The following is a 13,956-nucleotide window of genomic DNA, read 5'->3' as shown; positions in this document are numbered from 1 at the left end:
AGCCCGATGGTCCAGCCTCAGGAGCCCCGATCCATGTCCCGCAGTCTCTTTGCCGCGGTCGAACTCGCGCCGCGCGACCCCATCCTCGGACTCAACGAAGCCTTCGCCGCCGACCCGCGCCCGCAGAAAGTGAACCTCGGCGTGGGCGTGTACTACGACGAAGAAGGACGCATTCCGCTGCTCGCCTCGGTGAAGATCGCCGAGGAAGCGCGCGTGCGTCAAGCCAAGCCTCGCGGCTACCAGCCCATCGAAGGCCCGGCCGCCTACACCGGCGCCGTGCAGCGTCTGCTCTTTGGCGCCAATTCCCCGCTGCTCGCCGAAGGACGCGTCGTCACCGCCCAAGGGCTGGGCGGCACCGGGGCGCTGCGCATCGGCGGTGATCTCCTCAAGCGCATCGTGCCCGATACCACCGTCTACATCTCCGACCCCAGCTGGGAAAACCATCGCGGCATCTTCGAGGCGGCGGGTTTTCCCGTGCGCACCTACCGCTACTATGATCCGGCCACCGGCGGGGTGGATTTCGCCGGCATGAAGGCGGCGCTCGCGGCCATGGCCCCGCGCAGCATCGTCGTGCTGCACGCCTGCTGCCACAACCCCACCGGGGCCGATCTCGGTGAAGCACAGTGGAAAGAAGTCGCCCAAGCCTGCGTGGCGGGCGAGCTCGTCCCCTTCCTCGACATGGCCTACCAAGGATTCGCCGAAGGGATCGACGCCGACGCCGCGGCGGTGCGCCACTTTCTCGCCACCGGCATCCCCTTCTTCGTCTCGAGCTCGTTTTCGAAGAATTTCTCCCTCTACGGCGAGCGCGTCGGGGCGCTGTCCATCGTCACCGGCTCGCGTGACGAGGCCGAGCGGGTGCTGTCGCAGCTCAAGCGCGTCATCCGCACCAACTACTCCAACCCACCCTCGCACGGCGCGGCGCTCGTGGCCGACGTGCTCGCCTCGAGCGAGCTGCGCGCACAATGGGAAGAAGAGCTCGGCGGCATGCGCCGACGCATCCGCGCCATGCGCGAAGGGCTGCGCCAGCGCCTGGAAGCCGCCGTGCCGGGCAAGGACTTCTCCTTCGTCACCGGCCAGCGCGGCATGTTCTCCTACACCGGGCTCACCCCCGAGCAGGTCGAACGGCTCAAGAGCGAGTACGGCATCTACGCGGTACGCTCCGGGCGCATCTGCATCGCCGCGCTCAACGCGCGCAACCTCGACTACGTCGCCGAAGCGATCGCCGCCGTCCTGCGCGGCTGAGTCCCTTTCCGCCGCCCCGCTCGGGGCGGCACCCTCCTCCCATGAACGACCTCGACGCCTTCCTCGAACACCTCGTCTGGCGCACTCCCTCGGGCGAAGCGATCGGCTGTACGGAAAAGCGCAAAGTCCTGCGCGAGAATCTCGAGGAACTCGCCCAGATGCTCAAGGATACCCTCGACGACGCGCTCCTCATGGGCGTGAGCGAACGTCAGGTACGCGAAGTGTTCCATGCCCTGATCGACCGGATCGAGAGCGACTTTTCCGAACGCGACGATTGAGCGCAACGATCGATCACATCGTCGGCGCCGGGGTTGCGTTTGGGCACGGACGCATTAGAATGAAACCATGACGACACGGCATACCACCATCCCGATCCTCGAGAAAGAAGAGGCGCGGGTTACTCCCCCGCGGTTCTACAAGGTGCTGTTGCTCAACGACGACTACACCCCCATGGACTTCGTGGTGATCGTGCTGGAGCGTTTTTTTCACATGGGCCGCGAACGCGCGACGCAAATCATGCTCAAAGTCCATCATGAGGGGATGGCAGTGTGCGGCGTCTATCCGAAAGACATCGCCGCCACCAAGGTCGAACAAGTCACGACCTTTGCCCGGCAACACGGACACCCCCTCGCCTGCGTCATGGAGGAAGTTTGAAAATGATCGCCCAAGAGCTAGAAGTCACCTTACACATGGCGTTCGTCGACGCGCGGCAGAAGCGGCACGAATACGTCACCGTCGAACACCTGCTGCTCGCCCTGCTCGACAACCCGTCGGCGGCCGATGCGTTGCGTGCGGTGGGGGCCAATTTCGACGAATTGCGCCGCGAACTATCGCAGTTCATCGACACGCACGTGCCCCGCGTGCCGGGCAACGGTGAGGTCGACACCCAACCCACGCTGGGCTTCCAGCGCGTCATCCAGCGCGCCATCCTGCACGTGCAATCCTCGGGCAAGGCCGAAGTGGTCGGCGCCAACGTGTTGGTGGCCATCTTCGGCGAGAAGGATTCGCACGCGCTCTATCTGCTGCAGCGGCAGAAGATCACCCGTCTCGACCTCGTCAACTACCTCTCGCACGGCATCGTCAAGTCGCGCAGCGCCGCTCAAGGCGAAGCCGCGGCGAGTAAAGCCAAGCACGAGGCGAACGACGAGGAAGAAACACCGCAGGGCAACGGCGGCGCGCTGGAGAACTTCACCGTCAATCTCAACCAGCTCGCCCGCGAAGGCAAGATCGACCCGCTCATCGGTCGTGGCACCGAGCTCGAACGCGTCATCCAAACCCTCTGCCGTCGGCGCAAGAACAACCCCTTGCTCGTGGGCGAAGCCGGCGTGGGCAAGACGGCCATCGCCGAGGGGCTCGCACGCATGATCGTCGAAGGCAAGGTGCCCGAGATCCTCGCCAACGCCCAGGTCTACGCGCTCGACATGGGGGCGCTCCTTGCCGGGACGAAGTACCGCGGCGACTTCGAACAGCGCCTCAAGGCCGTGCTCAAGCAGCTGAAGGAGCGGCCCAACGCCATCCTCTTCATCGACGAGATCCACACGCTCATCGGTGCAGGCGCCGCCTCGGGCGGCACGCTGGATGCGTCCAACCTGCTCAAGCCGGCGCTCTCCAGCGGCCAGCTCAAGTGCATCGGTGCGACCACCTATACCGAATACCGCCAGATCTTCGAAAAGGATCATGCCTTGTCGCGTCGTTTCCAGAAGATCGACGTACCCGAGCCGAGCGTGGAAGACACCATCGCCATCCTCAAGGGGCTGCGTAGCCGGTTCGAAGCACACCACAACGTGAAATACTCGACCGCGGCGCTGCATGCCGCCGCCGAGCTCGCGGCGCGTTTCATCACCGATCGGCAGCTGCCGGACAAGGCCATCGACGTCATCGACGAAGCCGGCGCGGCGCAGAAGATCCTGCCCAAGAACAAGCAGAAGAAAGTCATTGGCAAAGGCGAGATCGAGGCGATCGTCGCCAAGATCGCGCGCATCCCGCCGCGCACCGTGGCCGCCGACGACCGCGAGAAACTCGCCAGTCTCGAACGCGACCTGAAGAGCGTCGTCTTCGGGCAAGACGCGGCGATCGAGGCACTCGCCCGCGCCATCAAGATGTCGCGCTCGGGTTTGGGCAATCCGCAAAAACCCATCGGCGCCTTCCTCTTCTCCGGCCCCACCGGCGTGGGCAAGACCGAAGTCGCGCGCCAGCTCGCCTACACGCTGGGGATCGACCTCATCCGCTTCGACATGTCGGAGTACATGGAACGGCATACCGTCAGCCGCCTGATCGGCGCGCCGCCGGGCTACGTCGGCTTCGAACAGGGAGGGCTCCTCACCGAAGCGGTGATGAAGAAACCGCACTGCGTGCTGCTGCTCGACGAGATCGAGAAGGCACACCCGGACGTGTTCAACATCCTGCTGCAGGTGATGGACCACGGCACGCTCACCGATGCCAACGGCCGCTCGACCGACTTCCGCAACGTCATCATCATCATGACGACGAACGCCGGCGCCGAGACCATGCAAAAGAGCACCATCGGCTTCGCCTCCAAGCGTGAGGCCGGCGATGAGATGGGCGAGCTCAAGCGGATCTTCTCGCCGGAGTTCCGTAACCGGCTCGATGCGATCATCTCCTTCAAGCCGCTCGACAACGAGATCATCCAGCGCGTCGTCGAGAAGTTCCTCATGCAGCTCGAAGCTCAGCTGCACGAGCGCAAGGTCGAGGTGCACTTCACCGACGAGCTCAAGGCCTGGCTCGCCGCCAAGGGGTTCGACCCGCTCATGGGCGCGCGCCCCATGGCCCGGCTCATCCAGGACACGATCCGCGCCGCGCTCGCCGACGAGCTCCTCTTCGGACGGCTGGTGAACGGCGGGCACGTCACGATCGACGTCGATGCCGAAGGCAAGGTGAAGCTGCTCTTCGACGAAGAAGCCGTGCTCGAATCCTGAGCCCGGGCGGACGCCATACCGCGTCCGAGCTGCTGCTAGAATCTCCGGTCGTCTTCCACCGACCGGAGATTTTTATGGACTTCCATACCGCCGACCTCTGCGACGCGCACGAAGACCGCGTGCGCGTGCTCGCCCCCATGGTGCGCTCCTATGGCGGCGCCCGCGCCGCGGGCGGGCCCGTGCGCACCCTGAAGATTTTCGAGGACAACGGGCTGGTGCGCGAGATGCTCTCCGAGCCCAGCCAAGGCGCGATGCTGGTGATCGACGGCGGAGGGTCGCTGCGCCGGGCGCTCCTGGGCGACAACCTCGCCGAACTCGCGGTGAAGAACGGCTGGGCCGGGGTCGTCGTCTATGGCTGCATCCGCGACTCGGCCGCCATCGGCCGTCTTCCCTTGGGGGTCTGGGCGCTCGCCACGCATCCGCAGAAAACGGTGAAACGCGGCGAAGGGCAGCGCGACATTGCGGTGAGTTTCGGCGGCGTCACCTTCGCGCCGGGGATGTTCGCCTATGCCGACGAAGACGGTGTGATCGTGTCCGACGTACCACTCGTATGACCCATAAACATCGCCTGATGCCGCAGCATACCCACCTTATCTTATGTCTTATATAAGACTGTTGACGTCGCGTCCGAGCTGACGTACCATGCAGCCCATGGGCTTTGCTCATGGGCTTTTTTCTCCTCTCTCAAGGAAGGAACCGTCATGGATCGTCAGCAACAGATCGCTGCCCTGAAAAAAGACTGGGCCGAAAACCCCCGCTGGAAAGGTGTCACCCGTCCCTATAGCGCCGAAGACGTGGTGCGCTTGCGCGGCTCGGTCAATCCGGAATACACCCTCGCCCGCCGCGGCGCCGAAAAGCTGTGGAAGCTGCTGCACGAGGAGCCTTACATCAACTGCCTCGGCGCACTCACCGGCGGTCAGGCGATGCAGCAAGTGAAAGCCGGAGTCAAGGCCATCTACCTCTCCGGCTGGCAAGTGGCCGCGGACAACAACGAATACCGCGCCATGTTCCCCGACCAATCCCTCTATCCGGTCAATTCCGTGCCGGTGGTGGTCGAGCGCATCAACAATGCCTTCAAGCGCGCCGATGAGATTCAGTGGAGCAAGGGGCTCAACCCCGGCGATCCGGGCTGGATCGACTATTTCGCGCCCATCGTCGCCGATGCCGAAGCCGGTTTCGGGGGCGTACTCAATGCCTTCGAACTCATGAAGGCCATGATCCGCGCCGGGGCCTCCGGCGTGCACTTCGAAGACCAGCTCGCCTCGGTGAAGAAGTGCGGCCACATGGGCGGCAAGGTGCTGGTGCCGACTTCCGAAGCGGTGCAGAAACTCGTCGCCGCGCGGCTCGCCGCCGACGTCTGCGGCGTTCCTACCCTGGTGATCGCCCGCACCGACGCCGAGGCGGCCGATCTGCTCACGTCCGATCACGACGAATACGACAAGCCGTTCCTCACCGGTGAGCGCACCGCCGAAGGCTTCTATCGCACCCGCAACGGGCTCGAGCAGGCCATCGCCCGCGCGATCGCCTACGCGCCCTATGCCGACCTCGTCTGGTGCGAAACCGGTACGCCGGATCTCGAATTCGCGCGCAAGTTCGCCGAGGCGGTGCACGCCAAGTTCCCCGGCAAGCTGCTCGCCTACAACTGCTCGCCGTCCTTCAACTGGAAGAAGAACCTCGACGACGCCACCATCGCCAAGTTCCAGCGCGAGCTCGGCGCCATGGGCTACAAGTACCAGTTCATCACGCTCGCCGGCATCCACTCCATGTGGTACAACATGTTCGACCTGGCCCATGACTACGTGCGCCGGGGCATGTCGGCCTACGTCGAGAAAGTGCAGGAGCCCGAATTCGCCGCCCGCGAACGGGGCTATACCTTCGTGGCGCACCAGGCCGAAGTCGGCACGGGCTATTTCGACGACGTGACCACGGTGATCCAAGGCGGCCAATCGAGCGTCACGGCGCTTACCGGCTCGACCGAGGAAGAGCAGTTCCACTGATCACGAGAGAGGGAGGAGTCCGCGGCCGCATCAGACGGCCGCGCGCAGACAATCTTGAGGCCGGGTAAAACCGGCCTTTTTTCTTGGGACACCTCGAATAACCTGCTGCGCGGCTGCATGGCGGCGTTGCGCGGCGCCCGGATGCTCGCCTATCTGGGTGATCACGCTCAAGTGCCGCGCAATCCCCGCCCGAGCAGATACACCTCCGCACTGCGATCGCGCGAAGCTTTGGGTTTGCGCACCGCCACGCTGCGAAACGCCGCACCCATCGCCCGGCGGAACTCCTCGAATCCTTCCCCCTGGAACACCTTGATGAGAAAAACCCCTTCGGGACGCAAATGGCGCACGGCGAAATCGAGTGCCAGCTCGGCCAGGTGCATCGCACGCGCCTGATCGACCGAGGCGATGCCCGAAAGATTGGGGGCCATGTCGCTCAAGACCACGTCGAGCTTGGCGTCGGCGAGCAGCGCCTCCAGCGCCCGTTCCGTCGCCTCCTCGGTGAAATCTCCCTGCACGAATTCCACGCCGGCAAGGGGCGCCATCGGCAGGAGGTCGAGGGCGAAGACCCGCCCCGTCTCCCCCACCCGTTCGCGCGCCACTTGCGACCAGGCGCCCGGTGCCGAACCCAGATCCAGCACACACTGACCGCGCCGCAGCAGCCGATCCTTGTCATCGATCTCGAGCAGCTTGAAGGCCGCTCGCGAGCGGTAGCCGGCACGCGCGGCTTCCTGTACGTAGGGATCGGTCAAATGGCGATGGATCCAATCCCGATGGCTTTTGTTCTTTCCCATGATCCTTGAGCTAAAATTCTGCTTTACACCAAGAAAGCCCCTGATCCATGCGCCAGATCGACAGCCATACCCGCCGGGCCCTGCGCGCCCAGGCCCATCACCTCAACCCCGTCGTCATCATCGCGGGCAAGGGGCTCACCGAGGCGGTACTCGCGGAGATCGACCGGGCGCTGACGGCGCACGAGCTCATCAAGGTGCGGGTGGCCGGCTCCGAGCGCGAGGCGCGCGAAGCACTCATGACCGAAATCTGCGAGCGGCTCGACTGTGCGCCTGTGCAGCACATCGGGAACCTGTTGGTGCTATGGCGCCCCCGACCCGAGACTCCACCCCAGGAAGTGGTGGAAAAATCCTCTGCGCCAGGGGCACACGCCAAGTCGGCCAAGGCATTTGCTCGGGCGGCCCGGCTACGTGCGCTCATCGAGCAACGCGCAACCGCCAAAGCAGCTCGACGCCCCGCCAAAAAGCAGGGCCGCAAGCCGCGAAGTCCATGAGAGAAGCTGCCGTGCGCACAGCCACCTCGCGATCGGCTCGCTGGCGACGATCCATCCCCCGCCGCTCAAACGTAGCGCACGTCCAGGATCTCGAACTCGCGCAGCCCTCCGGGAGTTTGTACCTGCACCACGTCGCCCGCGTACTTGCCGATGAGGGCGCGGGCGATCGGTGAGCTCACCGAGATTTTCCCCGCCTTCACGTCGGCTTCCTCGTCGCCCACGATCTGATAGCACGCTTTCTCACCGCTTTCCATATCCTCGAGCTCGACGGTGGCACCGAACACGACCCGCCCGTCGGCATCCAGAGTTTTCGGGTCGATGATCTGCGCATTCGCCAGTTTGGCCTCCAGCTCCTGGATACGCCCTTCGATGAAGGCCTGACGCTCGCGCGCGGCGTCGTATTCGGCGTTCTCGGAAAGATCGCCGTGGGCGCGCGCTTCGGCGATCGCTGCGATCACCGCCTGCCGCTCCACGGTCTTGAGACGATGCAATTCCTGGCGCAGCTTTTCCGCGCCTTCGACCGTCATGGGATATTTCATCTCGCCTCCTCCCGCAACTGGGCGTGCAGGGATTGCAAGGAATACACGTCATAGCGACCAGCCTGTTCGATCCCCAAACAAGCGGCCTCGGCTCCCTCGATCGTCGTGAAGAAGGCCGTGATCTTGGCTGCGAGGGCACTGGTGCGAATCGAGCGCGAATCGAGCACGGCCTGGCGTTTCTCCTCGACGGTGTTGACGACGAAATCGATCTCGCCGTTTTTGATCATGTCGACGATGTGCGGCCGCCCTTCGGTGACTTTGTTCACCACGCGCACGGGGATACCGGCCTGGGCGATCACGCCGGCCGTACCGCGCGTGGCTACCAGATCGAACCCGAGCGCGTGCAGCTTACGGGCGATCTCCACCGCTGCGGGCCGATCCTTGGGCTTGACGCTGATGAACGCGCGTCCCTTGGTGGGCAAGCGCACCCCCGCGGCCAATTGCGCCTTGTAAAAGGCTTCGGCGAAGGTCTGACCGATGCCCATGACTTCGCCGGTCGATTTCATCTCGGGCCCCAGGATGGGATCGACGCCGGGGAATTTCACGAAGGGGAAAACCACCTCTTTCACCGAATAGTAAGACGGCACGATCTCGCGCGTGACGCCCTGCTCGGCGAGCGGGCGCCCCACCATGCAGCGCGCCGCCACCTTGGCGAGCGGCACGCCGCAGGCCTTGGAGACGAAAGGCACCGTGCGCGAGGCGCGCGGATTGACCTCCAGCACATAGACGACGGCCTCTTCACCCGAGCCCTGGATGGCGAACTGCACGTTCATCAGGCCCACCACGCCGAGCGCCCGAGCCATGGCCACCGTCTGGCGACGCATCTCGTCGAGCACGGCAGGAGCAAGCGTGTAGGGCGGCAGCGAACAGGCCGAATCGCCCGAATGCACGCCGGCCATCTCGATGTGCTCCATGATGCCGCCGATCACCACGTCCTTGCCGTCGGCGAGCGCATCGACATCGACCTCGGTGGCGTCGTTCAAGAACCGGTCGAGCAGGACAGGCGAGTCGTTCGACACTTTCACCGCCTCGCGCATGTAGCGCTCGAGGTCCTTCTGCTCGTGCACGATCTCCATGGCGCGTCCGCCGAGCACGTAACTGGGGCGCACCACCAGCGGATAGCCGATCTCGGCGGCGAGCCGCAGCGCCTCCTCGGGCGTGCGCGCCGTGCGGTTGGGCGGCTGGCGCAGGCCCAGTTGCACGAGCAGCTGCTGGAAGCGTTCGCGGTCTTCGGCGGCGTCGATCGCATCGGGCGAGGTACCGATGATGGGCACGCCGTTCGCCTCCAGCGCCCTGGCTCGCTTGAGCGGTGTCTGTCCGCCGAACTGCACGATAACCCCTTCGGGGCGCTCGACGTGGACGATCTCGAGGATGTCTTCCAGCGTGATCGGCTCGAAATAGAGCCGGTCGGAGGTGTCGTAGTCGGTGGAGACGGTCTCGGGATTGCAGTTGACCATGATGGTCTCGAATCCGTCCTCGCGCAGCGCGAGCGCCGCATGCACGCAGCAATAATCGAACTCGATCCCCTGACCGATGCGGTTGGGGCCGCCGCCGAGGATCATGATCTTGCGCCGCGTGGTGGGCGCCGCCTCGCACTCTTCCTCGTAGGTGGAATAGAGGTAGGCCGTCTGGGTGGCGAACTCGGCCGCACACGTATCGACCCGCTTATAGACCGGACGCACGCCCAGGGCATGGCGGTGCAGGCGCACGGCGGTCTCGTCGCGTTGCAGCAGCTTGGCGAGCCGCCGGTCGGAGAACCCCTTGCGCTTGAGCGCACGCATCTGGGCGGCGTCGATCGCCTCGAGCGAGCGCCCCACGAGCGATTGTTCCGTGCGCACGAGATCCTCGATCTGGGCAAGAAACCACGGATCGATGTGCGACAGGCGATGCACGTCGGCCTGGGTGTAGCCTTCGCGGAACGCCTGAGCCACGTACCAAATGCGCTGGGGGCCAGGGTTGGCCAGTTCGTGCTCGAGCCGGGCGCGGTCGGTGTCAACCTCGTCGAGCCCATAGGCGCCCACTTCCAGCCCGCGCAAGGCTTTCTGAAAGGATTCCTGGAAGGTGCGACCGATCGCCATCACCTCGCCCACGGATTTCATCTGCGTGGTGAGACGATCGTCGGCCTGGGGAAATTTCTCGAAAGCAAACCGCGGCACCTTGGTGACCACGTAGTCGATCGTCGGCTCGAAAGATGCCGGCGTCGCCCCGCCGGTGATCTCGTTCTTGAGTTCGTCGAGCGTGTACCCCACCGCGAGCTTAGCCGCCACCTTGGCGATGGGAAAGCCCGTGGCCTTGGAGGCGAGCGCCGAGGAGCGCGACACGCGCGGGTTCATCTCGATGACGATCATGCGACCGTCTTCGGGATTGATGGCGAACTGGACGTTGGAACCGCCCGTGTCGACCCCGATCTCGCGCAGCACGGCGATGGAGGCATCGCGCATGCGCTGGTACTCCTTGTCGGTGAGCGTCTGCGCCGGCGCCACGGTGATCGAGTCGCCCGTGTGCACGCCCATCGGGTCGAGGTTCTCGATGGAACAGACGATGATGCAGTTGTCGGCGCGATCGCGCACGACCTCCATCTCGAATTCCTTCCAGCCGATGAGCGACTCTTCGATGAGGAGCTCGCTGATGGGGCTCGCGTCCAAGCCCCGCTTGCAGATCTCGACGAACTCTTCCATGTTGTAGGCGATGCCGCCACCCGTGCCCCCGAGCGTGAAGGAAGGCCGGATGATGACCGGGAACCCGATCTGCGCCTGCACGGCCATCGCCTCTTCGAGCGTGTGGGCGATGCCCGAACGCGCCGAATCGAGCCCGATGCGCGTCATCGCCTCCTTGAATTTCTGCCGGTCTTCGGCCTTGTCGATCGCCTCCTCGCGTGCGCCGATGAGCTCCACGCCGTAGCGTTCGAGCACCCCGCTACGGGCGAGCTCGAGGGCACAGTTGAGCGCCGTCTGCCCGCCCATGGTGGGCAGCAGCGCATCGGGCCGCTCCTTGTCGATGATGCGCTCGAGCACGGCGGCGGTGATCGGCTCGATGTAGGTGACGTCGGCCGTCTCCGGGTCGGTCATGATCGTGGCCGGGTTGGAATTGACCAGGATCACGCGGTAGCCTTCCTCGCGCAGCGCCTTGCATGCCTGCACGCCGGAATAGTCGAATTCGCACGCCTGGCCGATGATGATCGGGCCGGCGCCGATGATGAGGATGCTGTGGATGTCGGTACGCTTGGGCATGTCGTTCCCTGTCGTCGGTGGGTGGCCGCCGGCCCCGCCCGCTCGTGACGGACGGGGCCGGCGGCGGAAAGCTCATGGACGTTGGTTGCGGTGCGCGTCGATCAGCGCGACGAAACGGTCGAACAGATAGCCGACGTCGTGCGGCCCCGGGCTCGCCTCGGGGTGACCCTGGAAACCGAAGGCCGGCGCGTCGGTGCGCTCGATCCCCTGCAGGCTGCCGTCGAAGAGCGAGACGTGCGTGACGCGGCAATTGGCCGGCAGCGTGTCGGCATCCACGGCAAAGCCGTGGTTTTGGCTGGTGATATACACGCGCCCGGTGTCGAGATCCTTGACCGGGTGGTTTGCCCCATGATGGCCGAACTTCATCTTCACCGTCTTCGCCCCCGAGGCAAGCCCCAGGATCTGATGCCCCAGGCAGATGCCGAAGGTGGGGATGCGTCGCGCGATCGCCTCACGCGCCGTGGCGATCGCATAGTCGCAGGCCGCCGGATCGCCCGGCCCGTTGGCAAGCAGGATGCCGTCGGGCGCGAGCGCGAGCGTCTGCTCGAAGGGTGTCTGCGCCGGCACCACCGTGACGCGGCAGCCGCGCGCGGCGATCATGCGAAGGATGTTGTGCTTCACGCCATAATCATAGACCACCACGTGCCGTGGCCCCTCGCCTGCCGGTACGTAGCCCCGCCCCAGCGCCCATTCGCCCTCGTGCCAGGCGGCGACGTCGCGCCGGCTCACTTCTTTGGCCAGATCCATGCCGGCAAGCCCGGGAAATGCGCGCGCCAGAGCGAGCGCCTCGGCCACGTCGGGCGTCTTGCCCGCCGGGGCCGTGACGAGGGCGCCCGCCTGCGCACCGCGATCGCGCAGGATGCGCGTGAGCTTGCGCGTGTCGATGCCGGCGATCGCCACCACCCCTTGTGCGCGCAGATACTCGGGCAAAGCGCAGCGCATGCGGAAGTTGCTCGCCAAGAGCGGCACGTCACGCACCACCAGTCCGGCCGCCATCACACGCTCGGACTCGACGTCCTCGTCGTTGACACCGACATTGCCGATGTGGGGATAGGTGAGCGTGACGATCTGCCGGGAATAACTCGGATCGGTGAGGATTTCCTGATAGCCCGTCATCGAGGTGTTGAACACCACCTCGCCGACGGTGTGACCGGTCGCACCGATACCCTCGCCGTGGAACACCGTTCCGTCGGCGAGGACGAGGATCGCGGGATTGAAAGACACGACGGCTCCTTGCAGTGGATTCAGCGGCGCCTGAGCGGCCTGCCGAAAAAAACGGGATGGGCACGCTTCGCCATCCCGTTCTTTATATTTACATTTTACCGCGAAAACCTGCCGGCGGCAATCGCGCCGCGCTGATTCAGCGCAGTCCGAGCACGTCGCGCATGTCGTAGAGCCCGGGCGCACGCCCCTGCAGGAAGCGCGCCGCACGCATGGCGCCCACGGCATAGGGCATGCGGCTCTGTGCGCGATGGGTGATCTCGATGCGCTCACCCATGCCGGCAAAGAGCACGGTGTGATCCCCCACGATGTCCCCGCCCCGGATGGAGGAAAAACCGATCTGCCGCGACGGGCGCACCCCCACCGTCCCCTGGCGACCGTAGACGGCCTCGCGGTCGAGGTCGAAGCCCAACACGCGGGCGACGGTGCGTCCCATTTCGAGCGCGGTGCCCGAAGGCGCATCCACTTTGTTGCGGTGATGCGCCTCGATCACCTCCACGTCGTACCCCTCGCCGAGCAAGGCAGCAGCCCCTTCGAGGAGCCGAAAGACGACGTTGACCCCGATGGCCATGTTCGGTGCGAGCACGATGGAGATCTCCGTGGCCACTTGCTCGATGATGGCGCGCTGCTCGGCATCGAACCCGGTGGTACCGATCACCATGCTCTTGCCCAGGCGCTGAGCCGTGCGCACCAGACCAACGGAGACCGCGGGCCGCGTGAAGTCGATGAGGCAATCGGCGGCACCAATGGCTCGTTCGTAATCGTCATCGATGACAACTCCCGTGGAACGGCCAAGCTGCTCCCCGGCATCACGCCCGATCCACTCGCTCCCCGGCCGTTCCAAGGCCGCTACCAGTTCGATGCCGGGATCTTCCTGCGCCGCCTCGACCAGCATCCGCCCCATCCGGCCACCCGCGCCGGCGATCGCTACCCGTACCGGTTTCATTGCTCCGCCTCCCGCTTCGTTTGGTCTGAGTCCTTCGGCTCTCCCGCTGCGGTGGATTGCTCCACCTCGCCCGCTTTTTCCGGATTCCGCTCGTTCTTGCCGTTTTTCTTCTCGCTTTTGGTTGGCTTGCCGGGAATCTCGACCACTCGCGGCGCGGAACTCGTCACCGGTGCATCCCCTTCGGCCGGCATGACGTCGCCCGCCACGCGCACGAGCACGTCGTTCTCGAAAAACACGGTGAGCCGCCGCTGCTGGATCGTGCCGTCGCCCTTTTTCACGTAGTAGACGTAGTCCCAGCGATCGTTGCGGAATGGATCGACGAGCAGCGGCGTTCCCAGAAGGAAACGGACCTGGTCGCGCGTCATCCCCTTCTCCAAACGAGAGACGGCTTCCGGATCCTGGAAATTACCCTGGCGCACGTCGGCACGGTAGGGCGAAGCCAGGCCCGCCAGTCGGTCCATCGAGCACGCGCTCGAGAGCAGCGCCAACGCGACGGTCGGCAAGAGAATACGAGGCGACATGAGTCTCACTAAGGTTCTGCCGAACGGCGAAAAACTATATCA

General features: G+C 65.0%; 13 protein-coding genes. 7 read left to right on the top strand and 6 right to left on the bottom strand.

Features of this window, described 5'->3' with window-relative positions:
* The first annotated feature begins 33 nt into the window (after positions 1 to 33).
* From EPD81_RS08885 to aceA, 6 genes are all read left to right on the top strand, one after another.
* Positions 34 to 1,242 carry an amino acid aminotransferase gene (locus EPD81_RS08885; RefSeq protein ID WP_142805082.1) on the top strand — a complete coding sequence of 403 codons (1,209 nt, stop codon included), beginning with the start codon at positions 34 to 36 and terminating at the stop codon, positions 1,240 to 1,242.
* A gap of 41 nt (positions 1,243 to 1,283) precedes the next feature.
* The gene (locus EPD81_RS08880) at positions 1,284 to 1,520 is read left to right on the top strand and encodes a hypothetical protein (protein WP_142805081.1); all 237 of its coding nucleotides are present in this window, start codon (positions 1,284 to 1,286) and stop codon (positions 1,518 to 1,520) included.
* Between the two features lie 67 nt (positions 1,521 to 1,587).
* The gene (gene clpS / locus EPD81_RS08875; RefSeq protein ID WP_142805080.1) at positions 1,588 to 1,896 is read left to right on the top strand and encodes an ATP-dependent Clp protease adapter ClpS; all 309 of its coding nucleotides are present in this window, start codon (positions 1,588 to 1,590) and stop codon (positions 1,894 to 1,896) included.
* 2 nt (positions 1,897 to 1,898) lie between these two features.
* Complete coding sequence (gene clpA / locus EPD81_RS08870; protein WP_142805079.1) at positions 1,899 to 4,178, top strand: ATP-dependent Clp protease ATP-binding subunit ClpA; 2,280 nt, start codon at positions 1,899 to 1,901, stop codon at positions 4,176 to 4,178.
* A gap of 74 nt (positions 4,179 to 4,252) precedes the next feature.
* The gene (gene rraA, locus EPD81_RS08865; protein WP_142805078.1) at positions 4,253 to 4,732 is read left to right on the top strand and encodes a ribonuclease E activity regulator RraA; all 480 of its coding nucleotides are present in this window, start codon (positions 4,253 to 4,255) and stop codon (positions 4,730 to 4,732) included.
* Between the two features lie 147 nt (positions 4,733 to 4,879).
* Entirely contained in the window at positions 4,880 to 6,175 is a 1,296-nt protein-coding gene (gene aceA, locus EPD81_RS08860; RefSeq protein ID WP_142805077.1) for an isocitrate lyase, read from the top strand.
* A gap of 167 nt (positions 6,176 to 6,342) precedes the next feature.
* Here the strand turns inward: aceA and EPD81_RS08855 are convergent, their stop codons facing one another.
* Positions 6,343 to 6,966, bottom strand: coding sequence for an RlmE family RNA methyltransferase (locus EPD81_RS08855; RefSeq protein ID WP_142805076.1), 624 nt, complete (start codon positions 6,964 to 6,966; stop codon positions 6,343 to 6,345).
* Between the two features lie 47 nt (positions 6,967 to 7,013).
* Between EPD81_RS08855 and EPD81_RS08850 the strand changes: the two genes are divergently transcribed.
* The gene (locus tag EPD81_RS08850; protein ID WP_142805075.1) at positions 7,014 to 7,457 is read left to right on the top strand and encodes a YhbY family RNA-binding protein; all 444 of its coding nucleotides are present in this window, start codon (positions 7,014 to 7,016) and stop codon (positions 7,455 to 7,457) included.
* A gap of 65 nt (positions 7,458 to 7,522) precedes the next feature.
* Here EPD81_RS08850 and greA read toward each other — a convergent pair whose 3' ends face one another.
* The 5 genes from greA to EPD81_RS08825 form a co-directional block, all read right to left on the bottom strand.
* A complete protein-coding gene (gene greA / locus EPD81_RS08845; RefSeq protein ID WP_142805074.1) occupies positions 7,523 to 7,996 on the bottom strand; it encodes a transcription elongation factor GreA in 474 nt (157 codons plus the stop codon).
* Positions 7,993 to 11,226: a carbamoyl-phosphate synthase large subunit gene (carB, locus tag EPD81_RS08840; protein ID WP_142805073.1), complete on the bottom strand. Its 3,234-nt coding sequence runs from the start codon at positions 11,224 to 11,226 to the stop codon at positions 7,993 to 7,995. The genes greA and carB overlap by 4 nt, the downstream gene beginning before the upstream one ends.
* 72 nt (positions 11,227 to 11,298) lie before the next feature.
* A complete protein-coding gene (carA, locus tag EPD81_RS08835; RefSeq protein WP_255446504.1) occupies positions 11,299 to 12,450 on the bottom strand; it encodes a glutamine-hydrolyzing carbamoyl-phosphate synthase small subunit in 1,152 nt (383 codons plus the stop codon).
* A 136-nt stretch (positions 12,451 to 12,586) separates the two neighbouring features.
* Positions 12,587 to 13,393 carry a 4-hydroxy-tetrahydrodipicolinate reductase gene (dapB, locus tag EPD81_RS08830; RefSeq protein ID WP_142805071.1) on the bottom strand — a complete coding sequence of 269 codons (807 nt, stop codon included), beginning with the start codon at positions 13,391 to 13,393 and terminating at the stop codon, positions 12,587 to 12,589.
* On the bottom strand, positions 13,390 to 13,914 hold the full coding sequence (locus tag EPD81_RS08825) for an outer membrane protein assembly factor BamE (protein ID WP_142805070.1): 525 nt from the start codon (positions 13,912 to 13,914) through the stop codon (positions 13,390 to 13,392). Before EPD81_RS08825 ends, dapB begins: the two co-directional genes overlap by 4 nt.
* Positions 13,915 to 13,956 lie beyond the last annotated feature (42 nt).

Source organism: Tepidiphilus sp. J10 (genome assembly GCF_006980785.1).
GTDB lineage: Bacteria > Pseudomonadota > Gammaproteobacteria > Burkholderiales > Rhodocyclaceae > Tepidiphilus > Tepidiphilus olei.
The sequence above is the reverse complement of the archived record's forward strand: the minus strand, read 5'-3'. Positions and strand labels throughout refer to the sequence as shown.